The 25,040-nt window shown below is 40.7% G+C and carries 26 protein-coding genes and 1 pseudogene; 8 read left to right on the top strand and 19 right to left on the bottom strand.

Features of this window, described 5'->3' with window-relative positions; all coding sequences use genetic code 11:
* Positions 1-12: 12 nt before the first annotated feature.
* The 6 genes from BOD01S_RS14115 to BOD01S_RS14140 form a co-directional block, all read right to left on the bottom strand.
* Positions 13-258: a hypothetical protein gene (locus BOD01S_RS14115; RefSeq protein WP_036153524.1), complete on the bottom strand. Its 246-nt coding sequence runs from the start codon at positions 256-258 to the stop codon at positions 13-15.
* A gap of 56 nt (positions 259-314) precedes the next feature.
* On the bottom strand, positions 315-944 hold the full coding sequence (locus BOD01S_RS14120; RefSeq protein ID WP_036153310.1) for a response regulator transcription factor: 630 nt from the start codon (positions 942-944) through the stop codon (positions 315-317).
* Positions 937-1,962 carry a sensor histidine kinase gene (locus tag BOD01S_RS14125; protein WP_036153312.1) on the bottom strand — a complete coding sequence of 342 codons (1,026 nt, stop codon included), beginning with the start codon at positions 1,960-1,962 and terminating at the stop codon, positions 937-939. The genes BOD01S_RS14120 and BOD01S_RS14125 overlap by 8 nt, the downstream gene beginning before the upstream one ends.
* A complete protein-coding gene (gene liaF, locus BOD01S_RS14130; RefSeq protein WP_036153314.1) occupies positions 1,950-2,549 on the bottom strand; it encodes a cell wall-active antibiotics response protein LiaF in 600 nt (199 codons plus the stop codon). Before liaF ends, BOD01S_RS14125 begins: the two co-directional genes overlap by 13 nt.
* A gap of 146 nt (positions 2,550-2,695) precedes the next feature.
* The gene (locus BOD01S_RS14135; RefSeq protein WP_036153315.1) at positions 2,696-3,307 is read right to left on the bottom strand and encodes a PspA/IM30 family protein; all 612 of its coding nucleotides are present in this window, start codon (positions 3,305-3,307) and stop codon (positions 2,696-2,698) included.
* Between the two features lie 15 nt (positions 3,308-3,322).
* On the bottom strand, positions 3,323-3,664 hold the full coding sequence (locus BOD01S_RS14140; protein ID WP_036153317.1) for a lmo0954 family membrane protein: 342 nt from the start codon (positions 3,662-3,664) through the stop codon (positions 3,323-3,325).
* A 404-nt stretch (positions 3,665-4,068) separates the two neighbouring features.
* Here BOD01S_RS14140 and spx point away from each other — a divergent pair, with 404 nt between their 5' ends.
* Both spx and BOD01S_RS14150 read left to right on the top strand, forming a co-directional pair.
* Positions 4,069-4,470 (top strand): transcriptional regulator Spx, encoded by a 402-nt coding sequence (gene spx, locus BOD01S_RS14145; RefSeq protein ID WP_036153319.1) that lies wholly within the window; start codon positions 4,069-4,071, stop codon positions 4,468-4,470.
* A 60-nt stretch (positions 4,471-4,530) separates the two neighbouring features.
* Complete coding sequence (locus BOD01S_RS14150) at positions 4,531-4,953, top strand: MarR family winged helix-turn-helix transcriptional regulator (RefSeq protein WP_036153322.1); 423 nt, start codon at positions 4,531-4,533, stop codon at positions 4,951-4,953.
* A gap of 363 nt (positions 4,954-5,316) precedes the next feature.
* On the opposite strand, the gene BOD01S_RS14155 is transcribed toward BOD01S_RS14150, so the two are convergent.
* Positions 5,317-5,862, bottom strand: coding sequence for an RNA polymerase sigma factor (locus tag BOD01S_RS14155; protein ID WP_036153324.1), 546 nt, complete (start codon positions 5,860-5,862; stop codon positions 5,317-5,319).
* A 339-nt stretch (positions 5,863-6,201) separates the two neighbouring features.
* Between BOD01S_RS14155 and BOD01S_RS14160 the strand changes: the two genes are divergently transcribed.
* Together BOD01S_RS14160 and BOD01S_RS14165 are read left to right on the top strand one after the other, a co-directional pair.
* The gene (locus BOD01S_RS14160) at positions 6,202-7,584 is read left to right on the top strand and encodes a dipeptidase (protein ID WP_036153327.1); all 1,383 of its coding nucleotides are present in this window, start codon (positions 6,202-6,204) and stop codon (positions 7,582-7,584) included.
* A gap of 282 nt (positions 7,585-7,866) precedes the next feature.
* Complete coding sequence (locus tag BOD01S_RS14165; protein ID WP_036153331.1) at positions 7,867-9,327, top strand: tetratricopeptide repeat-containing diguanylate cyclase; 1,461 nt, start codon at positions 7,867-7,869, stop codon at positions 9,325-9,327.
* A 56-nt stretch (positions 9,328-9,383) separates the two neighbouring features.
* Here BOD01S_RS14165 and cyoE read toward each other — a convergent pair whose 3' ends face one another.
* From cyoE to BOD01S_RS14180, 3 genes are all read right to left on the bottom strand, one after another.
* The gene (gene cyoE, locus BOD01S_RS14170; protein WP_174523094.1) at positions 9,384-10,295 is read right to left on the bottom strand and encodes a heme o synthase; all 912 of its coding nucleotides are present in this window, start codon (positions 10,293-10,295) and stop codon (positions 9,384-9,386) included.
* 355 nt (positions 10,296-10,650) lie between these two features.
* Complete coding sequence (locus BOD01S_RS14175; protein ID WP_169804324.1) at positions 10,651-10,881, bottom strand: hypothetical protein; 231 nt, start codon at positions 10,879-10,881, stop codon at positions 10,651-10,653.
* Positions 10,882-11,145: 264 nt separating this feature from the next.
* The gene (locus BOD01S_RS14180; RefSeq protein WP_233153147.1) at positions 11,146-12,165 is read right to left on the bottom strand and encodes an AbrB family transcriptional regulator; all 1,020 of its coding nucleotides are present in this window, start codon (positions 12,163-12,165) and stop codon (positions 11,146-11,148) included.
* 142 nt (positions 12,166-12,307) lie between these two features.
* Here BOD01S_RS14180 and BOD01S_RS14185 point away from each other — a divergent pair, with 142 nt between their 5' ends.
* The 3 genes from BOD01S_RS14185 to BOD01S_RS22645 all read left to right on the top strand — a co-directional run bounded on the left by BOD01S_RS14185 (position 12,308) and on the right by BOD01S_RS22645 (position 13,980).
* Positions 12,308-12,916, top strand: a complete 609-nt coding sequence (locus tag BOD01S_RS14185; RefSeq protein ID WP_036153334.1) for a hypothetical protein — start codon at positions 12,308-12,310, stop codon at positions 12,914-12,916.
* A gap of 477 nt (positions 12,917-13,393) precedes the next feature.
* Positions 13,394-13,789, top strand: a complete 396-nt coding sequence (locus BOD01S_RS14190; RefSeq protein WP_036153337.1) for a (deoxy)nucleoside triphosphate pyrophosphohydrolase — start codon at positions 13,394-13,396, stop codon at positions 13,787-13,789.
* Positions 13,790-13,812: 23 nt separating this feature from the next.
* Positions 13,813-13,980 (top strand): DUF3427 domain-containing protein, encoded by a 168-nt coding sequence (locus tag BOD01S_RS22645; protein ID WP_081977910.1) that lies wholly within the window; start codon positions 13,813-13,815, stop codon positions 13,978-13,980.
* A gap of 38 nt (positions 13,981-14,018) precedes the next feature.
* Here the strand turns inward: BOD01S_RS22645 and BOD01S_RS14195 are convergent.
* From BOD01S_RS14195 to BOD01S_RS14220, 6 genes and pseudogenes are all read right to left on the bottom strand, one after another.
* Positions 14,019-14,927: pseudogene (locus BOD01S_RS14195) on the bottom strand (HNH endonuclease).
* Between the two features lie 34 nt (positions 14,928-14,961).
* Positions 14,962-15,681, bottom strand: coding sequence for a metallophosphoesterase family protein (locus BOD01S_RS14200; RefSeq protein ID WP_036153340.1), 720 nt, complete (start codon positions 15,679-15,681; stop codon positions 14,962-14,964).
* A 222-nt stretch (positions 15,682-15,903) separates the two neighbouring features.
* On the bottom strand, positions 15,904-16,227 hold the full coding sequence (locus BOD01S_RS14205; protein ID WP_036153344.1) for a hypothetical protein: 324 nt from the start codon (positions 16,225-16,227) through the stop codon (positions 15,904-15,906).
* Positions 16,228-16,329: 102 nt separating this feature from the next.
* Positions 16,330-17,274 (bottom strand): DUF4003 family protein, encoded by a 945-nt coding sequence (locus tag BOD01S_RS14210; RefSeq protein ID WP_036153346.1) that lies wholly within the window; start codon positions 17,272-17,274, stop codon positions 16,330-16,332.
* A 220-nt stretch (positions 17,275-17,494) separates the two neighbouring features.
* A complete protein-coding gene (locus BOD01S_RS14215) occupies positions 17,495-18,109 on the bottom strand; it encodes a PH domain-containing protein (protein WP_036153349.1) in 615 nt (204 codons plus the stop codon).
* Positions 18,110-18,322: 213 nt separating this feature from the next.
* Positions 18,323-20,527, bottom strand: a complete 2,205-nt coding sequence (locus BOD01S_RS14220; RefSeq protein WP_036153351.1) for an MMPL family transporter — start codon at positions 20,525-20,527, stop codon at positions 18,323-18,325.
* Positions 20,528-21,237: 710 nt separating this feature from the next.
* On the opposite strand from BOD01S_RS14220, the gene BOD01S_RS14225 reads away from it, so the two are divergent.
* Entirely contained in the window at positions 21,238-22,122 is an 885-nt protein-coding gene (locus BOD01S_RS14225; protein WP_036153356.1) for a MerR family transcriptional regulator, read from the top strand.
* Positions 22,123-22,384: 262 nt separating this feature from the next.
* Here the strand turns inward: BOD01S_RS14225 and BOD01S_RS14230 are convergent, their stop codons facing one another.
* From BOD01S_RS14230 to BOD01S_RS14240, 3 genes are all read right to left on the bottom strand, one after another.
* Entirely contained in the window at positions 22,385-22,912 is a 528-nt protein-coding gene (locus BOD01S_RS14230; protein ID WP_036153358.1) for a YusW family protein, read from the bottom strand.
* A gap of 664 nt (positions 22,913-23,576) precedes the next feature.
* On the bottom strand, positions 23,577-24,152 hold the full coding sequence (locus BOD01S_RS14235) for a nitroreductase family protein (RefSeq protein ID WP_036153360.1): 576 nt from the start codon (positions 24,150-24,152) through the stop codon (positions 23,577-23,579).
* A gap of 192 nt (positions 24,153-24,344) precedes the next feature.
* A complete protein-coding gene (locus tag BOD01S_RS14240) occupies positions 24,345-24,872 on the bottom strand; it encodes an amidase domain-containing protein (RefSeq protein WP_036153362.1) in 528 nt (175 codons plus the stop codon).
* Positions 24,873-25,040 lie beyond the last annotated feature (168 nt).

Below are 25,040 nucleotides of genomic sequence, written 5' to 3' on the forward strand. Positions count from 1 at the left end.
GGAAATAGCTCTTCAGCTCACTTCCAGCCTATCACCATCAGCATTGCGACGGACAACGTCCTGTTCCTCTTCCATAATAGAAAGGATATTCCTTGTCGGTCTCGCCCCTGCCATGAGCACCTTAGAAGAAGCTTCTGTCTTTTCTTCTAGCAGTCCCTTACCACCCACATTTGGAAATGTTGTCTGTGTCCGTTCCTGTGTTTTCTTTGGAGAAGGGCCGTTTATATTTGTCCCACTCGTACCTACTGGTCTAACCATGTTCATCCCACCTATTGCCGTCTATTCTATTTTCTTATATCGGCCTGCTTACCATTTCATTTTACTAGATGGTGCTGAAAAGCATAAACAACTGCCTGGGTACGATCTTGCACTTCCAGTTTCGATAAAATATTGCTGACATGCGTCTTTACCGTTTTAATTCCAATGAACAGTTCATCAGCAATATCCTGATTTGTTTTCCCTTGTGCTAGGAGGAGCAATACCTCCATCTCCCGTTCGGTCAGTTCATCATGGAGCGTTACATTCGGACGGCGGAACTTTTGCATCATTTTTGCTGTTACCTCCGGTTCGAGGACCGATTCCCCCTTCACTGTACGGCGGATCGCCTCAGCAATTTGCTTTGCATTTGATGTTTTCAGCAAATAGCTGACAGCCCCCGCTTCCAGAGCCGGATACACTTTATCATCGTCCAAAAAGCTTGTAACCATCATAATTTTCGCTTCAGGCCATTGCTTTAAAATTTCGGTCGCGGCCTCCACCCCCGTCATATTCGGCATCACATTATCCAGCAAAATAATATCCGGACGCAAAGCCAACGCCTTACCAACAGCTTCTTTCCCATCTGCTGCCTCCCCGACGACTTCCATATCCGATTGTGCCGAAAGATAGGCGACAACGCCAATACGTACCATTTCGTGGTCATCTGCTACGACAATTTTAATCATGCTTTTCCTCCAATTCCTTTGCGATCTGTACTTCTATCTTCGTGCCTTGTCCCGGGACGGAAGTGATTGTACAAATACCCCCAATTTCCGTTGCTCTTTCCACAATGTTTTTCATACCGTAGGATCCTATTTTTTCATGCTGGACATCAAATCCAACGCCGTTATCCTGAATTCGCAAGATATACATATTTGTTCTTTCCATGAGTAGAAGCTCTACATCCGTTGCCTTTGCATGGCGGAGCGTATTGGATAAGGCCTCCTGTGCGATCCGAAACAGATGATCCTCCTGCGCCTTTGTCAATGGTACATCTGCAAGCTCGTAATGAAGTTCGAAGGCTGCCTTTTGCTGCAGCTCCTCTATCAGCTCACGAAGTCCCTGTGCAAGCGTTTTGTTCTGTAATGCAATCGGGCGCAAATGCAAAAGCAGTGCACGCATCTCCAACTGAGCCTGCTGGACAATTTTTTCGATCTGCACCAAAATGGCTGCATCCTCATTATTTTCAGTAACAGATGACAATAACATGGAAGCCGCGAATAGCTGCTGCGAAACAGAATCATGCAACTCCCGTGCCAATCGCTGCCGTTCCTCTACTAAGCGTTGGCGGACAATTGTTTCATCTGCTTCCACCTTTTCATTCGTAATACGATGCAGCGTCTTTCGTTGATGTTCAATCAGTTCTGCAACCTCCGATAAGGATTTCCGTGTCGTGCGTGGAGAAGTTTTGGGCTCTTTATATCGTTCGATATCGAGCAGCTTTTTAATCTGTCTGCTCGTTTGGAAATCCTTTGTCACAATGATGAAGGTAATCCAAAACGAAATGATCAAGCTCGCTACCAGAACACCAAAAATAAGCATGGCTAATACCGGCAATTCACCTTTTTCGGCATTCTCTATGAGCGGACGCCAGCTTTCTTCATTCGGCTCTCCATATAAAAGGACAAGACTGCCATATACAAACGAACCGAGCAGCATCATAAGCAGCAGGGTGCGAAAGCAAAAGCCTATTATTTTTGCCATATTTCCACCTCACCCAACCCGATTGATACGTGAATCATCAGCTTTCGACGTCCGCCCTCTTCTATTACTATACTTTGCGTCGATGTCACCGGCTCCCCATTGATGAACACTCTGCCGTAGCCTTGGTTTACAGCAATATAGCACTCTACATCATAAGGTACTAAAATCGTTGTTTTACCAATCCCCTGAAAAATAGAAATGAATGCAGGCTCCAACGGTAAAATCGTTTTTGTGGCATCAATCGTTACATTGCCGAATACTCTTGTAACACCTTGATTTTTCCACGGATACGGCTTTTCCTCCGTCTGATATGTGCCAAAAAAGACCGGCACATAAGCATCCCGCTTATAGTGGTGATATAACCAATAAATGATAGCTACCGGAATCAGCCATCTAAGTGTTACCATCGATAAAATGGCGAGAATAGCAAATACAAGAGCGATGGAAGCATACATTTTCTCGTTTTTTTGCACACTTAATACGTAAAGTGCAAACGCAACGAGCAGGAACAATACGCCCCCATTATGAAAAACGAATAGTTCTATAAATATGATGAGACCGATAATTATTAATAGTTTATTTTTCATTTGCCGCCTCCTATGGATAGGCCTTTCTATTGCATGGTTATTCCTCTTTTTCCATTACTCTATCATGCAGTTGCTTCTGTTCTTATGGCCCTGACGGTAGTACGGAAAAAAGATGTGGAGCTTGTTACTCCACATCTTTCATTATACTATTCCTTCCGTTCAAGCGCCGCCAAACGTTGTTCAAATGTTGTGATTTCATAGTCATTCTTCAGCTTTAAAGAGATACGTTCAATATATTCAGTCGCCTCTCCAAATTTGTTAGCGTGTAAATCCGCCTGTTTGGAAGATGCCTCCTCTAAACGATAGTGCGCATGCGCTACATTTTCCTTGCTCATTAACTGAAGCTGACGTACCTTCATATCCTGTAAACGATGTTTCATCTGTTCAAACTGCCGTTCAAGATTCGCATGCTCTGCTGTCGCTTCTGCCAAACTTTGCTCTAACAGATCTACACGTGTTTTATAAGCTTCCACTTCCGATAAAGTAAAATCAATCAAATCCTTTTCCTCTGACTGCTGTGCAAGCTGGAGCTGCTCTGTACGTTTTTGCAGCTTCTTTTCCACCTGACTTAACTCTGTAGCAATCTTATGTTTGAGATCTGCCTGACGTACTACAAGACTGCCCACCTTTTCTGTTTCCTTTTCCGCCTGACGGACATATTGATTCAGCATACTAATTGGGTTTTTACGCTCCGCTGAATCAAACATTTCATGTAATTTTGCCTCAGCTGTATTGATAAAACGTTGTAATAAGTTCATTGAACTCTCTCCTTTTTATTTTGATAGTTTATTCCATTCCGCTTCGAAGTTATCGAAGGGATTATCCGTTACCATTTCCGGTTCGTTACGATTCCATAGCTTGTAAACCAAATAGCCGACTGCCGGTGCAACGATCAACAGCAGAACCGGTGAGCTGCCGATTGCAGCCATGACACCAGAACCCATGATTGTGATGCTAAGCAGCTTCATAATAAATGATTCACTTCTCTCATACAGCCAGAACCCTCCAAGTATAATAGCTCCGCCAACTAAAAGTCCGGCAATCATCGGTGCTAAAATAGCAGCTGCGATTAAAATACCGAAGCCAATTACTGTGTATTTCAGAAATTTTTTCATATGTTTTTCTCCTCTCGCTTTGTTACATTCATCTTACCGATAACAAAGCTGGGTTTTAACAGTCCATAAATGGATTTTCATCTCCGCCTGAAGACTGAGATGGTCTCCACCTCTCCTAACTTTGTCAATACAATTGGTATATGGAAAAGTATGAAACCTAAAATTCCCTCTTTAAGATGATTCAAGAAAAAATGTGTTGATTTTTTGACAAACGAAACTTTTTTTGAGAAAGGACGTATATATTTATAGAGAGCTGGGTATACAATAAATGGATAAAGGTTACATACGCAGCCGACTTATAAAAAAACTTGCAAAACAAATATCTTATTAGTAAGATAAATTTATGTTAAATTATCTTATTGATAGGCTATTTCAAAATAATCTATTGGAAGAGAGGAATTTATATGTCAGTAACAATTTACACACAATCTAGCTGTTCCTCATCACGAAAAGCTTTAAAATGGTTAAATGAAAATAATATTGCCTATACAGAAAAACGCATTACTTCCCAGCCACTAACTCTAGCAGAATTTAAAAATATTTTAAGTATGACAGAAGACGGAACGGATGAAATTATCGCAACAAACTCAAATGACTTTAAAAATCTGGATGTCGATATCGATCAGCTATCAATCCAAGAGCTATACAATCTGATCCAGCAGCATCCCCGTATGTTGCGCAGCCCGATTCTATTAGATGAAAAACGTATTCAAGTGGGCTATAATGAAATGGATATTCGACGTTTCATTCCACGTAAAGTACGTGCATTTGAACTGAATGCTTTACAAAGACTAGCGGTTGAGTAATTTCACCGCTTTCTTTATTTACATAAAAGTTTTTGAAAGAATGTGTTGGAGTTGAGCGAAATGGACCAAAAGAGAAAAGACAACTTAACAGCTCTTTTCGAATCGATTTCCGTGCTGGAACGCAAAGTGGCAAACGAATGGAATAGCCATAATGAACTCGGTTTTTCAAAGTCTCATATTTTGATACTTGAATTTTTAGCAAAGGAAGGACCAAAACGTCCATCTGCCATTGCCGATCGTCTCAAGGTGACAACAGGCGGGGTAACAGTGCTCACAACAAAGCTGCTTAAGGGAGGCTTCATAGAAAAGACACAAAATGAAAATGATCGTCGTGCCTCACAAATTTCTATTACAGAGGAAGGACTTCAAGTATTGGAGGATTCTCGAAAGCAAATCGAAGCCCTTATTGATCATTTATTCGGTATGCTGACAGAAGAGGAAATCACCACATTGCATAAAATCTTCTACAAAATGCATTCTTAGAGATAATCACACACTTTATTTGATGGGGCTGTGTTAAAAGTCAAAATGACCTTTAGCACAGCCTTTTTCTATCATAAATAACCGCTATAAATAATACAGCTGCGGAGGGCACATCAATATGTCACTATCCCTGTCGCAACGGCAGTATCCAAAAACCTCTTCCCGTTCCTTCCCCTTTTCTGTAACCATAAGATTTCACAAATAAATAGGGCTCTCAAAAAGGGAAATACTTTTTTGAGAGCCCTATTTTTTCTTAAGTTTTTTATCTATCTTTATGATTTATATGGAGGGCATATCAATATGCCATCGCTGCTGACGCTAAATGAGTGACACCAAATAAATTTCCGGTCCCCTGTTTTCATGCTACGCGGTAACAACTGTCTCCAGTTTTTGATCTGACAGTAAAATTTCCTTTAGTCGTGCCTTTGCACGGAAAAGTCGAGACTTTACTGTACCAACAGAAACCTTCATTAATGTTGAAATTTCAGCTAAAGAATATTGATCGACATAAAAGTACCACAAAGTCTTTTGGTAAATCGCATCCAGCTGGTGCATTTTCTCTTGGACAATTTTCGTGATTTCCGTTTTTTCAATTTGTTCTTCTGTTGATAATTCATTATTTGGAACCAAATCTAGAATCGGAACGTCTAATGTTTCAGGTTGACTCATCATATATTTACTGCGTCGTACATTTTTACGGTAACGGTCCCGAAATGTATTCATTGTAATAGTCGTCAGCCAAGCTTTTACATGATCGACTTCCGCAAGATTTTGTTCATAACGGACAACCTTTACCCAGACTTCCTGCATCAGGTCTTCCGCTTCATTCGTGTTGCGTGTAAGCTTTAAGCATAGGTGGTAAATGTATCGATCAAATTCATTATAAATAGCAGTTAATTTTTCATTCATGTTAAACCTCTCCCGTTTAGAGTAATTTTATGTGAAATGGTTTATGTTCGTTTTCTTACTTTCATTTTCGCAAAAACAAATATTACGCTCTATCGTATTTGCTTTCATTTTTCTTACAATGCTGTAAGGTTGAATGAAATTTTTTGTAACATAGCGTTGGATATGATAGGACAATCCCCGCCCCCCCTATGTTTTTCCTTCTTTTACATATGTTTTTCCATAATAATCCTTATCATTAATTAATAAAGCTGCCTTTCACTAATGGCCTGGGCTCCTAATGTTTTCTTTCATTTGTGCTATAATATTTCCATTACCGAATTATTAAAGGAGGCTCCTACTATGAGTCATTTATCCAAATTAGATGGTTACTTCGCGGAAAATCGTGACAATCATTTAGCAGAATTGAACGAATTCTTACGTATTCCAAGCATCTCTTCCCTATCTGAGCACAAGCAAGATATGCAGACAGCAGCTTCATGGCTGGCTGCAGCAATGAAACGCGTAAATCTTGACAACATTTCCATTGATGAAACTGGCGGTCATCCAGTCGTGTATGCAGATTGGCTGCATGCACCAGGCAAACCGACAATTTTATTCTACGGCCATTATGACGTACAGCCAGTTGACCCTTTAAATCTTTGGGAAACACCGCCGTTTGAGCCGACTGTACGTGATAATAAGCTGTTCGCACGCGGCGCTTCAGATGATAAAGGCCAAGTATTCATGCATCTAAAAGCACTCGAAGCATTATTTGCCCTTGATGGAACGCTTCCGGTGAATGTGAAATTTATTATTGAAGGAGAAGAAGAAATCGGCAGTCCGAACCTTCCTCAATATGTAGAAAAAAACAAAGAGAAATTAGCAGCAGATCTAATCCTTATTTCCGATACAGGGCTATACGCACCAGGCAAGCCAGCAGTATGCTATGGGCTTCGTGGTTTAACAGGTATCCAAATTGATGTACGAGGAGCGAAAGGCGACTTGCACTCCGGCCTTTATGGAGGCGGGGTCCAAAATGCCATCCATGCATTGGCTGATATTCTTGCATCCTTCCGTGACGAGCATGGAACAATCCAGGTAGAAGGCTTTTATGACAATGTACGTCCTCTTTCCGAAGAGGAACGCCAAGCATACCTCGATCTAAACTTCGATGAAGAGGCATTAAAAGAAGAAGTAGGCGTAAAAGAGCTGTTTGGCGAAAAGGGTTACTCCTATTTAGAACAAACATGGGCCCGCCCTACACTGGAAGTAAACGGCGTATTCGGCGGCTTCTCAGGTGAGGGTATTAAAACAGTATTGCCGGCGGAAGCAGGAGCAAAGATTACATGCCGCCTTGTACCAGACCAAGATCCGGATGAAATTGTCGCTCTTTTAAAAGCACATGTTGAAAAGCACAAGCCAGCAGGTGTAGAAGTAACAATTTCAGAGTTTGATAAAGGGGCGCCTTTCATCACACCATTCGATCATCCCGTCATTCAGGCGGCAGGACGTTCCTACGAGCGCGTATATGAAGTACCTACTGCCTATACGCGCGGCGGCGGTTCTATTCCAATTGTGGCGGCATTCGATCAGATTCTGCAGCTACCAGTAGTATTAATGGGCTTTGGCTTATCAAGCGAAAACTTCCATGCACCAAATGAGCATTTCCATTTGGAAAACTTCGACAAGGGACTCCGCGTTCTTGGCGACTACCTGTATGAAGTATCCACACTTTCCTTGTAAAAAGAAGAGGATGTCTTAAACACCTATCCTAACTAAATCAGAGAGCGGTCCAATAACTACAGCGTTATCGGACCGCTCTTTTTCGTTTTTTCATTTTTACGGCTTTTCATTCTTATAAATATTCCATTTACCAAATTGTCACAAATTATTGGAAATTTAAAAATAAATAATCCCAGGTATATCCAATTTACAGGAAAAATTATATAATTAGCAAAAGGAAAAACTGCCCATTTTAAATTAAATCAGTCCTAGTCTATTCGTATTAGTAAGGAGGGGAGAAGATTGAGGATAACATACAAACCTGCTGTACAAGTAGATACAGAATATGACCGCCTGTATGCAGCAGGACGCTATGAGGAAGCGATTGAGGTCATGCGTACCTTCCTGGAAGAGTGCGAGCGTAATAAAAACCCTTACGGCGCTATGCTTGCTCATATCAGCATCGCTACTTGCTATTATTGTATGGGTCAAAGCGAATGTGCTTTCCAAAGTATTTTATTATATAAAAAATTATGCGATGAATACGGCGCTCAGTATGAACAATATAATCTATGCCATCTCCAGTCCCTGATTTATGAATATGAGCGCAATTATAAAAAGGCAAAAGAGTGTACAGAGGAGTGCATCCATCTTGCCAGATTATTAAGCTTGCCTCACGAACTATGCGTCAGCTACACTATACTGAGCTATATTCATCTTATGACCGAGCAATACGAGGAGGCATTGACGACTGCACAGGATGCTTTGGCCATTGCTGAGCTCCATACTTCTAAAGATTCCCGTATCCAATGCCATATTTATAGTATACTTTCCATCTCATACGTGCTGTTGGATCAGTTAGCTGAAGCTGCCTATGCTTTAGAAGTAGTAGCACGCAACCCTTTCTCCCAAAGCAGCAGACTTGAACGCAGCCGCTTTTTATACATAAAAGGTCTTCTCGCCCTCAAAGTGGATGATACTGAGCTGGCTATCTCCTTCCTGGTAGAAGCGGAGGCGCTTGCTCTCACTACTCAAAACAGTACCTTGCTAAAAAGAGTCTATCTCCAACAGGCGCTTGCTTATGAGAACTTAAAATGCTTTGAGCTTGCCTATTCCTATATGAAAAAGTATACATTTATGCTGGAAGACCTCTATAAAGGATGCACCCGTTCAAAGCTGGAGGACCTGGATATTCAATATAATATGTCCACTCTCGAACGCTTAGCTAATATAGATTCCTTATCCGGAGTCTATACACGGCATTATTTAGAGTCAGCATGTGACCAATGGCTATCTGAAGCACGTGAAACGAAGGATGATATTTGCTGTGTGGTATTTGATATAGACGACTTCAAGACAATTAACGATCAGTATGGACATCTTGTTGGGGATGAAGTGATCAAGGCTGTGGGACAAACGTGCCGGGAGGTTATTCAGGAAAAGCAGACAATCATTGGCCGCTATGGAGGGGATGAATTTGTTATTCTCTTTAAAAATTTCTCAAAGCAGCACCTCATGCATAAAATCTCGGAACTCTTTCAGGCGCTTACAAACTTGTGTGTAACAGGGCATGATTATAAAATTCAATTTACAATCAGTATGGGAATGGTCTCAACAGAGAGTATCATTGCCCGTAAATTTAAACAGTTGTTTCGCATAGCAGATCAGGCGCTTTATATGGCAAAAAGCCAAGGGAAAAATCAAATCGTTACGCTTTCTAATACAAACTGTCATATTAATTGTTCAAGCCGGCCTTTTTCTTAAAGGTTGGCTTTTTTAACATAAAAAAATGCCCGAAGCCAATTCGCTCCGAGACATTTTTACAAAGCCTGTAAAATCAATCCCACTGATGAATAAATAATGACTGTTGCAAATAAGAAAACCATATGGAAAAGAGAAAAACCAAACATTTTGTTCGCCCATGCTTTTCCTTCCATTTTGCGATATCCAACAAAGCTCAGCCACAACCAGACCGCTCCCAAAATAAAAGATACGAGCGTCAGACCCCAGCTTAATGGCGCAAAGAGAAAGCTTGTTAAAATCAATAAGATTAAATAGACATTCGATTGAATATATGTGCGGCGCTCGCCCTTTACTACGGGGAGCATTGGAATATTCGCTGCCGCATAATCATCACGTTTACGAATTGCAATAGCATAAAAGTGCGGCATCTGCCAAATAACCATAATAATGAAGAGTGCCCAGCAAGCAGGGTGCCAAATGTCCGGTGCTACCGCAGCCCATCCAATAAGTGGAGGAACAGCGCCTGAAATACTGCCGACTTCTGTGTTCCAGATTGTTCGGCGTTTTGTCCACATTGTATAAGGCACAACATAGAGGAATACACCAAGGAATCCTAATAGAGCAGCCAGTGGTGTCGTCATATAAAGTAAAACCAGTCCTACAATCAATAATACTACCGCCACTATCAAGACCGTCTTTACATTAAGTGCACCTGTTACTGTCGGACGAACCTTTGTCCGTGCCATGACGGCATCAATATCCCTGTCATACACATTGTTAAAGGAACCCGCTGCCCCAATAACAGCTGCCGATCCGGCACAAGCTAAAACGAGATTCCATATATTATCAGTAAAACTAAGTTCATACGTATATAATGCAAGCATCAAACCAGCTACCATAGGGACTAGATTTGATTTAATAATCCCTGTTTTGACTGCCTGCGCCCACAATTTAGAATAAGATTGCTTCTCCATTTTGTCTTTTTTCATTACTCCCTCATATAATCACTTCCATTAGTATAACCCAACCGTACCCCAACTTCCAATATGGCAGACTTTTTTCTTATAAATGACACAAGTTATTATTAATTAGGCTATGTCAGCATTTGTACATATTTTATAAAAATATACTCACTTATACGCCTCGTTTAATTGCTTTTTTGTTCCCTCCTTACCAATCTTTAAGAGGCAAAATATACACACGTAATGAAAAAGCCGTCTAGAAAGTAGAAACTTTCCAGACAGCTCTTCATCTTTCAGCAGCTATTTGCCATAAAGCATTACACACAATATGCCTTCAGCCCTGCCATAATAGGGAGTTACGCATTATATTTTCGGGCGTCTGTTAATTAAAACGGCTGATCCACTTAATAAACGGAATCCCTTCATATTTGTTTACAACTTTTCGACGGATATGGGGCGGAAAAAAGTGATCAAGCTGCTCCTCTGTCATATCAAGCATTCTTTCATAACAGCTAATGCACATAAAGCAGCACACATTGTAGGAATCTACCAATTCATAATGCCGGCGGTTTGTCGTGTCAACGAGATCGAAGCACACATCACATTCCTCCATGCCATAGGATTCCATGCATGATCACCTCTTTTTCCCCATATTATTCCGCACATCCAACAACTTATAACAAAAGAACAAGCTGTTTTTCACCTGATTTGAATACAACGTCCTGCCTCTGTTTCTTATATGGATAAATGGCTTGATACTAAGCTTCTTTTATTTGTATAAGTCAATCATTTCTCTTTCACTCTTTCCATATCCAACGAAGAAGAACAACCTAACCAAATACAGCCTATATACTTCCTACCGCTTGTGTTCTCCAGGTTAGGATTTTATCATTTTTCGTGCCGCCATTTTCAGTAGTGGGAGTACGACAAGGAAGATAAACAGCAGCCGGAATAGCTGGAATACAGTCACTATGGAAATGTCTGCTCCTACTGCAGCCGCAAGGAGTCCCATTTGGTCCAGCCCTCCCGGAGCCGTACTTAAAAAACTAGTGGCAAACGAATAACCTAAAAGCCATTTGACAATCAAGCTTCCTCCATAAGTTACAATGATAAGCGCAACCGTATTGAGCAGCCCTGCCATCAGAACTTTTTTAGGAAGCCGAATCATATCGGGTTTTAAAAGCAGCCCGATATAGGCACCGATCAACAACTGTGCTATATGAAGTAATGATACAGGAATATGCGGTACCTCCGCCCCGCACATATGTATAATGATAACTAACAAAACAGGAGTTAAAAAATGCGCAACTGGCAGCTTTATTTTCAATCCAATCCATACCGAGCAGGCAGCAAGTATAAAGACGGGAATAAGCCATAAGTCAAATACAACAGGCTGTCCTCCATTAGTGACAATATGTCCTGATACTATAAAGGGAATAACAAGGACGACTGCTACTACACGAATAATATGAAAAAAAGTTACAACAGCCAGATCAACATCTTTTTCCTCTTCTGCAAACAGGACGAATTGCGATAGCCCTCCCGGAATACTGGCCGTCAGTGATGTCTTTAAGGACATGCCTGTCCATTTGGCTGTCCAGATTGCCAGGATGACAGCAAAGGCTATCAGTCCTATATTCAGTGCTGCCATGTAGAGCAGGAGAGTTCCCATACCATTGAACAAAGAAAGATCAAATTGCTGGCCGATTGCTACCCCTACAATGATTAAGCCAATATTACGTAAAATCGGCGGCCATGAAAGCTCCCCCTGTATGATAAATTGACTAATGAGTACCGTAAAAATGGAGCCGAGTAACCACGGAACCGGAAAATGCAGAAAGCTAAAGGCTAGTGCACCGGCTAATGCAATGAATAATACTTTAATAATCCCTTTCATTTAGATTCCCCCTTCTTCTAATTAACACCCGCCTACCTCCCTGTTTTAGGAAGAATTTACGTTCTCTATTGTATTTTTTTTACTATTCGATTAATATATTATTCACTAATAGACTACGATAAAGGGATGGGTAATCAGAGGAATGATAAAGTTAACCGTTCAGCATTGTTTAGTTTCGTTAACGGAGGAAGAACTGGGGGAATTTGAGAGTTTTTATCGGAGATGGAGCCCACAGCTACCCCCGCTTACTACTAAAATTCATAACGAAGAAGATGCACTTGCCACTGTTTTAAACTGCTGGAAGCTTCTCCGCCGTCACCCGAAAGTAACCGTTACAAAAGTAGAGAAAAACTTCTCCCACCAGTATAATTTCTTTTTTATGGAGAAGCTAAACATCTCACAAGAACTCCATGCTTTTTTAAAGGATTGGAAAAACGACGAGGACCGTCTATTTGTTCTAAGCTATTATTTGGGACTGCACTTTCTGCGTTGGATCGATTTTGTACTTATCCGCAACAATAAAGAAACTGCTAACGAGATATTTAACAAAAACCAAAACCGGCACTATTATTTAATGGACGAACAGGATATGCAGCATTCTGATGATGACACGCTCTACATTCAACAGCGTCTGATCACCTCCCTGCTCGCCCGGGACGATACAAGCACAAATCGCTTCAGTCAAATTGTCGAACAGGCTATCAACCAGGCAAATTATACAATTACTACCCATAATCGGACACCTCACTAATAGAAGTGATGTGTTATTTTGCTTTTGGGGAACCATCATATAAGACATGTTTGTCTTCTCAGCTCTTTATTTATCCTATTTACTTATTATATAAAATCCGCAAATTACATCCCTAAAAAGAACATCTGTGACTGACATAGCTGATCAGGTTACAATAATTGTATAATACGGGAGACATCTTTCATTCCTATTCTTCCCTGGAAAGAGAATGTGAATACCTTTGCTTCTGTTTATATTTTACCACTTTTATCGCAGTAGATAGAGAAATCCATATACAATTTAATCTAAATTCAGTGTCGGGCTGCTCCTTTACCCTTTATGACACTTATTTTCATTTAAGTTGTATCTTAATATTGACAAATTATGCGGGAAGATTAGGATGAACCCATATAACTGGAAAACTTCCTTTTCTCCTTACATCCTAATATAGAAGACATGTAGTAAGATAAATATAAATATGTAGAATGGATGATTTAAATGAAAAAAACAGTACATGTAGTGGGTGCAATAATTGAAAATAAAAATAAAGAAATTTTTTGTGCTCTACGAAGTTCAGAAATGACGCTGCCTAACTATTGGGAATTCCCGGGTGGAAAAATTGAAGGAGATGAAACTCCCCAAGAAGCACTTGCCCGTGAAATCAAGGAGGAATTCAACTGTGAAATTTCTGTCGGGAGAAAAATAGAGGATACTACTTATGAATACGAAAAAGTAATTGTACGGCTTGAAACTTACCTTTCTGTTATCTTAAAAGGAGAACCTACTGCTTTAGAACATGCAGAGACACGATGGGTGCCTCGCAACCAATTAATGTCGCTTGAGTTTGCCCCCGCAGATATCCCTGCCGTAGAAAAGCTCATCGCTGAAAAATAAGGAAATTGAAAGTAGGAAATTTAATGGAACGTTTAAATTTTTATTACCTAGGGCCAGTAAGGGTTGATCCGCTTTCTGCCCAAAATGAAAAGTTGCTTGATAAAGGAAAGACCTATTCTGTCGTCACAATGAATATGGTACTAGAACAGCCTGTACAATACGGTATTTACCATTACTTGGTAGAAGAATAAAAAGATGGCTTCGGATAATCTACCGGGAGCCCTCTCTTTTATCCTCTAAAAATATTCCGTTTATGCCATTTAAAATAAGGTTTATTTTCCTCTCTCCGATTAACACGCATTTTAGCATGTATGCCATATTTTCCGTACTCAGTAATATCTATTTCACTGGCAATATGAATTTTGCCTGAGCCATCAAATGCAATATATCCCTGATCATATAAAATTTCGTGGTTACAGCATAGCAATAAACCATTATAAATATCGAGCCGTTCCTCATCTGTGCTGTCTTTCCAAGGCTTCGAGTGAGTTGCCATTAGCAGTTCCGGTAAATTAATTTCACAAAGAGCACATTGATGATCCCAGAGGGGCAACAAGCCTTGTGTGAATTTCTGCTTCCCTTTTCGCAGCTTCATTTTCGCCTCTGATTCAGTCTCTGCGAGTATCGGGGCCAATGTATTTCTTTCTTTACTCGCAATAGTGCCGATTGCAAACTCAAGCTGCTCTTATTCTTGTTCATAAATATTCAGATCACTTATTAACTCAAGCAATTTAAGAGCCAATAGCTCATTGCATGGATAGAGATAGCCTTGGTTCCCATCTCCATCTTCCTGAAAGGCTGAATATTTCACTGGCAGCAATGGCTGGATTGCTTTTAGGTTCTCTTTAATAGAAAGTGGTCTTTCCAGCTCCTCGTATGCTGTTTCAACAGTAAATCCTACCGTGCTGTCCCTCTCTTGATAAGGATTTTTCCCTTCGTAGCAATCTTCTTTGGCTATACTTATCGCCATAATTTCTCCTTTTACATAATGGAAAATGGCGTCTCCTGCTTTTACTTCTTTCATACGTTCCCAAAAGTGTGGGGTTTGCCCGCTTTTATCCTTGATCAAAGACCAAATAACACCCTTAGTTTTCTCCTCTACATACGTACGTCCTTGCATAACGATGTAAAAATTCATCTTGTTGTTCACCTTTTACTGTTTTTGAATTTTATCATTCTTTACTTTCCATCTTCCTATCCGAACAAACTACAAACATATCTATTATTTCACCCTGCTCGCTGATGAAAAGCGCATTCAACTGGCCTCCATATGCACATCCGCCATCAATACCAATGTATTTGCCGCCGGGACTGATCCAAATATCATCTATCTCATGCATATTTCGTACCGGCGTATGGCCAAAAATATTGATAAGTCCTGTTTTATTTTCTTCCTTATAGTGATTGCGAATCCATAAAAAGTCTTGGGGACTTGTCTCCTGCCAGTCTTCAAGTAGGGAATCAAAACCCGCATGTGTGATAAGAAGGCTGCCGTATTGATAGTAATGACGGGCATTTCGCAAAAATTCTATTTCCGCTGCAAATTGTGTTTTAAGAATAACAGCATTTTGCTCAACTGCCTCTTCATCCAAATCCTTGATAAACGAGCGCAGCATTTCTAATCCGCCGTTCACTAAAAATGGTGTCGGATCCTTCATATGTCCATCTACATAGTACATCAGCATATCTTCATGATTGCCCTTCATTACAACGACCTTGTCAGGGTATTGTTTCTGGAGCTCCATTATACGCTGTACCACCTCATACGAATACTCCCCGCGGTCAATCATATCGCCTAAAATGACAAGCAGGCTTTCCCTGTCCCAGTACTTTATTATTTCCTCAAACTGCTTGTACATTCCGTGAATATCACTAACAATAAATAAATTCATAGCAATTCTCCCTGTCCGATTGGTTACATTTATTATATCCTTTTTATTTACCCTTACAAAATGAAGGAGAATAAAAGAACACTTTCCCTGCATGTCCCTTACCTTTTTTATCAAGATGTTCTCCGATATAGAAGGGCATAACAGGAATCTTCCAGTTTTCCTCCCTCTTATGTTCTTCGTAAAACATCCGATCAAGCATGGCAGTCTACTCTGCAATGGTAATTAGTTCCATCCCCTTCCCTGCTGCCCGATAAATATATTCGTGCAGCTGTACAACCTGGTCCAGGCAGCGGGCAAAATAAAGCGCGTACCCCTGATCACTGAAGGAAACAGCATAAAGCGCGATGTCCTGCAAAGTAAAAAATCGTTATATAACAATTGGCTAATAGCAGCCTTGTCTCCTTCAGTTAAAGCGATTACCGGCAACTCCCGTCTGTTGCATGTTGGCAACAGCCTTTTTTGATGGGCTTCCCAATAGTAGGTATAAGCCATCAGCAATTCCCCTTGCAATCTGCTGTTCCACACTACATCAAACAATGTCTCCATTTACTCCCCCCATTTTATAATCGAAAAAGTAAAAGAAAAAACGGGACATTCGCCGGCTTTTTATTTTTGCTGACCACGTTCTATGTAACTTTACAAACTGTTTTAATCTCCTCCCCCGCTGTCTCCACCACCATCACTTCCTCCGTCTCCGCTTCCATCCGAACCATCGAATGTCCCATCAATAACAGCGTCTATGAGATCCAGATAATCCATATCTGATACGTCTATATGCGGCGGATCGCTATATACCTCACTAGATGTGTGAAGCTGTGCTGCCAGCAAAAGCAGGTCACCTTCTATCGGTAAATCATCAGTCCTATCATCTATAAATTCACAAATGGCATCCAGCTCACCTATTGCTTTCAGTTCCGCTTGAGCAATAGCAAGCAGACAGACTACGCTATAGGTGTCCAGATCGAGCTTATCCTCGTCCTCCATTGCCTTTGAAAAGCGACCAACACACTCCCATACAGCTTGATCAAAACTACCTGTTCCTACAACAAGTAAAAGCGCTGCCCACTTTCCCTGATTGCCGCTATACCACCCGAGGTCTGTCAAACGAGTGTAGTAATTCTCATACGCTGCGGCCAGCTCCTCTGCTGCTTCAGATCTTGCTGCAAGTACAGCAAGCAAGGGCTGTGGTAAAGAGAACCATTTCATCCCGGCTTTTTTCTTCAGAAAAGCGGAAATCTTCTTTATTTTATCAATCTGCTCTGGCTCTTTTATATACATCGCTGCTCGATAAGATTCTTCTCCTCCAATCGTCATCTGCTTCTGTAGGGCGAGGGCCTGTTCGACCCTATGCGGCTGCCCGGCAAATTGAGCATAATAGAGATGCTGCAGCTTTTGATTCATCCTTATCTTTTGATACCATTTAGTATTCACTTTAATCGTCTTTACAGTTTCCTCATAATCCTTAGCAGAGAAGCTCATACCTTTTACCGCCAGCTTTGCCGCCATCCGGGTGCCTATTTGTCTGGCTCCTTTCCCAAAAAACAAATGAATCTTTTTTAAATTATCAAGAAACAACAATACCTTTTCTTCCATACATGATACCCCCTATCCCATTACGATTATGTAGATGACTAATAAATAAACAGCTATCCGGCCAAAAACTATGAACTTATATGTCCTTCATTTTATTACATTCCTGTATATGATAAGTAGCTTATTATCGCTCGGCTTCTGCATATAAAAGCGCAGAAATCCTTTTTAAAAAGTGAACCAGAAAAGAAAAGGCACCTCGCGATATGCTTGGTGCTCTCTATTAGTTATTAATATATTTTTCAAATGTAGCTCCGAAATCTTTTTTCATGAAAGCTTCTTTGTTTTGAATAAGCCAATCATGCGAAAACTCAACGATTTGCTCAAAGGAAGCAGCTGGTGTAGATTCACTATTACTGCCCCGCCCTATCGCCGTAGAAGCAAGAGTCAAACTTTGCTTTGCAGCATCCAATTTATAGGCATTTGACTTCTGTTCAAGGGAAATTGCATGAAGAGCTTTATAGAGGTCTTTAATTTCATCAATATGTTTTTTATGGATATCAATAGAAAGGGCTGTACTCCCGATTGTAAACTTAATTTCCACATCCAGGTCAATCGTGCCCGCTGTTTCAAGGAAGACATTATCAATTGTATAATGCTCATAGTCATAGCGGCGAAGAAGGCGTTTTTTACTCAACGCACTTGTTCCGTCTACATGAATAAGGCCATAATTTGTAAAGCAATATTCATCTGCCTTTGTCTTAATCAAGAAATAAATTTCCTCATCAATTTCATTAAAAATAAAATCATCGGCATCTGTTTTATCAAAATCAGAGCGTGGTACCACTACCCCGATATCAGACAGACCGAGTGCATCAGAAGCAATTTTTTTAAACATTTAGCTTTCCTCCTATAGTTATACAATAAATATACGGTTAAAAAAGGTAATAAGTTTCAAATAAATTATAGCAGCAAATAGAAAAAACTTCATTCATTATCCAAAATATGAAAGAGCCTACCCCTAAAAAGCGGGTAGACCCTTATTAAAATCTTTATTCCTATACAGCATCTTGCTCTGTCTAATAAAGAAGATGCCCTTTTACGTTCTCTCTCATTCTTTTCTCCAAAGCTTGCTTGGCCAGTAAGAAAACTTCCCGAACACCGTAATTAATGCCGGCACCAGCAAAGGCCGTACAATAAATGTATCAAGAAGGATCCCTACCGCTGTCACAATACCAAATTGTACGAGCAATTGAATTGGAAGTGTTGCAAGCACGGCAAATGTCCCTGCTAAGATCAACCCTGCAGAAGTAATAACTGCTCCTGTTGAAGCAACTCCTCCTGCGATTGCATCTGTATGCCTGTGGTCACGTTTACGGTTTTTCCAAATATCAGAAATCATAAAGATATTATAGTCATTACCAAGTGCAATAATAAACACAAAGCTATACAATGGAATGGCGCTTGCCATTGCCTCCTGGCCGAGCAATCCATGAATAATGAGCCATCCCGCTCCTAATGCGGCAAAGAATGACACAATGACTGTAATCATGAGATGAACAGCTGTAATAAGGGCCCGCAAGTATACGAGCAGGACAAGGAAGATAATTACAATCATAACCGGCTGAATCAGTGTTTCATCATGATACTGTACTTCTTTTGTATCAAGCTGTGCACTCGTCTCGCCGCCAAGCCAGAAGCCCGTTTCTGCCAGACCAGCACCTGTCATAATTTCCTTCATATCTTCTTTCATCTTTTCCACATCATCCATTGCTTCATTTGAATATGGATTTTTATTCAAATCTACTTCATACAGCTGGATATCTGGTTTCGTTTCACCAGTTCGTACTTCACTTACGAAATCAACATAAGGCAATGCTGCCAGATCCTCCGTAATATTTGTATCCTTTCCTCCTGTATCAATCAACACCTGTACTGGCGCCAGTTCACCTGGTGTAAAGTTCTCTTCAATTAAAGTAAACCCTTCACGTGAAGGCATATCCTCCGGGAAAGAAGACAATAAATCATAATTATATTTAATATGAGTTGAAGTGTACGCCAGACCGATTAATACAGTACCTGTTAAAATAATGACAAGCCAAGGGTTGCTTGTTACAAAATTTCCAAGCTTCCGCATATAGCGGTGGTTTTGCTTAGGCTCCTTATAAGGCTTTTTCTTGTCTGCAGCGTAAGCCTTCGCCATATCGGCTGTACGGGGAACAAATGGCCAAAATGCGGCTCTTCCCAAAACTGCAAGAACGGCAGGCAGGAGAGTCAAGACCGCAATACCCGTCAGCAAAACACCAAAGCTGAATGGAACCGCAAAGCGCTGAAACGCCCCATAATCTGCTAATGCCAGTGTTGCAAGACCGATCACCACTGTTAATCCGCTCATGACGATAGCGCCGGCAGATTCGCGAATGGCCTGTGCAAGTGCCAGAAATTTATTTTCCTCCTCCAGCAGGACATCCCGATAGCGTGTGATCAAAAATAGACAGTAGTCTGTACCTGCCCCAAATAAAAGGACAATCATAATGGAGATTGCCTGTGCATCCTTATCAATCCAGCCGGAGTCCGCCATCCATCCCAGAAGCGGGCTGACCACCATAAAAGCAATTCCGACAACTACAAGCGGCACAATCGCCAAAATGGGTGAACGGTAAATTAACAGTAAAATGACAAGGATAATAATGACGGTTGCCACCATCAGCTGAAAGTCAGCAGATTTAAATAAATCAGTAGCATCAACTGAAATCCCTACAGGGCCTGAAAAACGGGCGTGCAATACATCATCATGTAAAGATGTATCATACGGATTTTCCTCCATTTGCTCTTCTGTCATACGTTTAATCTCGGCTAAATTACTCTTTAACGTATCTGTATTCGCCTCTGTACTGAAAAACACAGGTGTCACAATCGAAGCGCCATTCTCAGATACAGAACCCATTAAAGCCTGCGGGGGCATCTGATCAAAGGGTGGAAGAGCCTCCTGCCCGGGCAGCGGATTTGCTCCAAGTGCTGCATATAATTTCTGTATCCCTTCAATGTCACTCATTTCTAAACCGGCTTCCCTATACCAAACGATTAACAATGGAATACCTGAGTCTGAGGGAAACTGTTCCTCTAACAGCGCATCTGCCTGCTGGGACATCAATTCAGCCGGCAGGTCGGAGCCTCCATAGTTATCTACACTATTTACTTGCGGAAAAATCATTGCAAGTACAACAGCCAGAGCAATCCAAAGGCCAAGGGTGACCCATCTCGTCTTCTTGCCCCCTACTATCTCTCCCCATCTTTCCAACGGGTGTTTTTTCATGCAAGCTCCCCTTTTCTACTACAATAGTTTTATTCTTAGCCTTTCTTAAATAGATTAGCTGTGATCCAATACGTAGATTTATTTTGTTAGCCAATCGTAATTAGTAATATTTAGAAAAAGATATAGCGGCGGCATTGTCACGGCAGGAAAGGCATATTAAGCATACCGCCCATCTCTAAAAAGAGATTGGAAAATGCCTTCCAAGAAGGTCAATAATCATCTGAAGTTACTATTAGTAATAAAGTATACCCCAATATTTATCCATTTAAATCCAGCAATATTCCTCCCGCATGTAAATAAATCATCGGCTTCGCTATAGCACATGATGATATCCGTAAAATGTCTGTTGCTGTACAGCATATTCTTTTTAATGATTATTTCTCCATCATCGGTTTCACATCTCCTTTAGTTAGAAGATATTTTGTCTCCGGCATGTTAGAAGAAAAAACTTTTATGTCTCGGCAGCCTTTTCTTCTTCATGATAGCAAACGTTATACAGAGAATGTAAGAGAAAGATATACTGTACTGAAAATAGCCAATTTTATCGAAGGAATTTACTGATTATATGGTATTAACGGACCTTCAGCGCTAAATCAAAAGATATCATTATACAAACATTATACTTAACTCTTGCAACATTTGACAACCATCACTTTTTTTTGTTGAATGTTAGTAGCACCTATAGAACAGATTTAAAAAGAGGTGATTGAATGAACAAAAAGCTCACATACTCAATTCAACAAGTAGCTGATATGACAGGTCTATCCAAACAGGTCATCCGTAAATGGGAAGACCGCTACGGAATCATTACACCGGAGCGCCTGGAAAACGGCTATCGTATTTATAACCAGGCTGAAGTCTCCTTACTTCAGAAAATCGTCGTTTTGACAGAGGCAGGGCATAGCATCAAGCAAGCAGCCATGCTCGCCGTCCAGGAACCTGAGGAACAGGAGGAAATCATCGACGTTCCTGTAGACCGGTTCGGTTACTTTCTTTATGCTTTAGAAGATGCCGGCAAGCTTGCGGATGAAAAGAAAATACTTCATCTTCTTGAACAGGCGCATCACCAATTCGGGATAGATATTTCCATACAGCAGATTATCCTTCCTTTTTTGCAAAGGATCGGTCAGCTATGGTGTGATAAAGAATGGGGAGAATATCAGGAGGCGGTCAGCAGCCAAACGATTCGCGACTTTTTAGCCAATGTCCGCCGGCGTTTTTATGTACCAGACCACGCACCACTTGTATTGGGCAGCTGCCTGCCAAATGAACGTCATGAAATTCCGCTGCAGATTCTGCTCGTACAGTGCTTGTTGCGCGGCTACCGCACACTGATGCTTGGTCCTTCGCCTGCTCCAACGGCTATTGAATCTACCGTTCGCCTTGCTAATCCAGCAATTGTGCTATTGAGCGCTACAACCGGGGAGGCTTGGGCGGATGGGGGGAAAAGTTTATTGACTCTCGATGCCTTTGCTAAAACAGTTCCGCACGTTAAATTTTTCATAGGCGGTACAGGGACGAAGGAATATTTAAAAAATATAGAGCTTGAGAGGATTCAAGAAGCGCATTCATTAAATGAGGTGTTTTCATATTAGCTGGAAGGAGCATTTTTCCTTCCTTTTTTCTATTCGTTCATCTTCTTTCTCATATTTCTATTTTCATTATTAATCGGCTCATTGCTATATTGCTGCCTTATGTATATTTACTCATTTTTAATAATGCTTAAAATGAGTCTCAGGAAAGTATCACTTCAGCATATCAGTCTGCTTCTGTATACTTTTGCCTTTCCAAAGAAAAAACCCTATAGAATAGACTTTTTTAAAGCGCCTACTCTATAAGGTATATAGACAGTTTTTGTTATTTTCGGTTATGGTACTCTTTTTCTGTACCATCTGTAAAGCGTATTTCTAATTCCAGCTCTGTGTAGTCATCTCTTAGGTTAAATACATTAAGCACTTCTGTGATCACTTCATCTTCAGGTGTTGAAGCGCCAAACTTGAAACTCTGGAAGATCGGTTCCAATCGTTCATATGCTTCATCGCCATATGAATTATCACCATTTATATCATCCTCAATTGAGGCCTCTACACCCGACTGTTCATTTTCATATTCTACTTCAAAGCTTTTTGTCTCAGAGTAATCGACATCAAGGGAAAAGTGTGTAAAGTCAAAGGAAGCATTCGCATTGGATACCGCATTATTGTTAGCATTATTATCCGCATTATCTGTAGTGCCATTATTCGTTGTAGCGTTGTTGTCTGTCGTACTCTCGTTTTGTTCCGTCGGCGCATCCTTAGGTTTATCCTTGACTTTCTCGTCATCATTACCACAAGCTGCTAATAATAGCATGCTCATTGGGATTGCCAGCCATTTTACGTTTTTCATATAAAATTCCACTCCTCTATAGCTTATTACCATATAAAAATACCCTATCTCTCAAAAAATATACGGGTTCATGCCACTTTTTTGTCATTCGAATACATTTAGTACTCTGTTGATTGATGATAGGATACATATACAGAGGAATTTATATGCAATTTAATGTAATGTTCACTTTTAAGCGATAGCTATATTGCTAATACTCATGCCCGGACCAGCGATTTTGTTGATTACGGGATAAAGCATTCCACCAAAACAAGGTCAGTACCCTAGCTGTATCGGGGCTTTTCACAGGTTTACTTGTGGCTTCTATCATGGAAGACAGTACGTTCATTTACAGTTCAGCAGCTATCTTTATGAAGATGACGTTTGCAGGTCCTGCCTATCTATACTGTTGTCGTATACATTTTACTGCCTTATCGATTAGGCTTTACATGTAAAACCTACTCATTCTCCTAAAAAGGAAAAAATCCGCAAGCTTTCTGCATCTAGTCATACTAGGTACATGCCGGCCGGTAAGCCTGCTTGTATGCAAAAAGCGAACGGATTCTACTTTTACCTTTATGGATGTGCTTGTTAAAATATGGGCGACAGTATCTCTCTTGCCTTCAGGCTAAAAGAAATACCTAAACAAATAATTACCTTTAAACGTCCATAACAAAATGCACTTTTATGATTCGCCGAAAACCGTGATAATTTCTTCAGCTGTTTTACGTTCTTTCCCTTTCGGCAGTTCATCAAAATAACCAAGCTGGAGCATTGAGATAACCCGCTCTCCCGGTGCTACCTTCATCGCCTCCCGGAATTTTGGCACATCAAGGAATCCAGGCGTCTTCCAGCAGGAGCCGATACCTTTATCCCATGCAAGCAGCTGGATATTTTGCAGGAGACAGGCAGCCGCTCCGTAATCCTCCAGGCGTTCTTTTTGGCGGGCATCTTCCGGCACAATGACGAATATATATGCACCTGGTAACGTAAACTTCTTCATCTGATTCTTTAGCTCTTCTGAAGAAAGTTCTTTCCAACGAGGGATAGCAAGATCGCGCAGTAAATCATAGAGCTTTTCCAGCTCCGGTCCACATGCTACAACTAGACGCCAAGGCTCCCGGTTACCATGATTAGGTGCCCATACAGCATCATTAATAATACTAAGCAAATCTTCCCGGTCCACAGGCTGGCCGTTAAATACTTTAATTGAACGTCGACCAATGACCGCTTCTCTTACAGATAGCGATTGTTCATTCATTTCCCGAATCTCTCCTTAAAATATTGAAAGTATATTATTATAAGTAAACAGATGCTCTTTTCCTCCAACCAACCTTATCATAATTAGAGAAGTTTTAAAATATCTTCTAATCTAATTACATAAAACAGATTTCTCTATAAGTCTCTACTATACAGTAGTCAGGAGAATATCATGGCGGAAAAAAGTCTCCTATTACAAAAATACATCGTCAATCCGATAGAAGTAGTACTGGATGTTCGGCGTATATGCTCCTGAATTTCTGTATTCATAATGACGGTTTTGGCTGTCATTTGTATGGGCGTGAACATAAGGAATGCCATTTCTGATACTTGTGACGATCGTGCTATGATCAATAACACCGTTTCCTTGAAAATCATAAAAAATAACATCACCAATTTGTAAATCAGAGACAGAGGGTACTTGTTTTGCTGTCAGCCCCGATTTAGATGTTTCCAAATACCACCTTAGACTATGGGCGACAGACCAGCTATAGCTCCATGTTTCGCTCCGGTAATGTTTGCTGTCTCCACTTTTCCAACCACCTGTAATCCACCAGCCTTTCCCACGATCAGGTGCGCCTCTCATTGGGGCTCCACCAGCGAATAGGCATTGAGAAATAAAACTTGTGCAATCTACTGCAAACGATGGGTAATTCGGATTTCTGCCGTTCCACCATTTTTCTGCATATTCCACCGCTGCATCTCGATTGTAAGTAGGAATTCTTCCTTCCTCCTTTTTCTTTCTTATCCTTTTATATGCCTCTTATTTTCTAAATATTTTTGAATTGAAAAAGCAATCTTCAGGTCATGCTAAAAATATGCTACATTTATACAATTATGTCCTGCTATAATTGTAAATGAGATCCGTTTTTGCGCTTAGATTAAAAAT

Source organism: Lysinibacillus odysseyi 34hs-1 = NBRC 100172 (genome assembly GCF_001591965.1).
GTDB classification, from domain to species: domain Bacteria; phylum Bacillota; class Bacilli; order Bacillales_A; family Planococcaceae; genus Lysinibacillus_B; species Lysinibacillus_B odysseyi.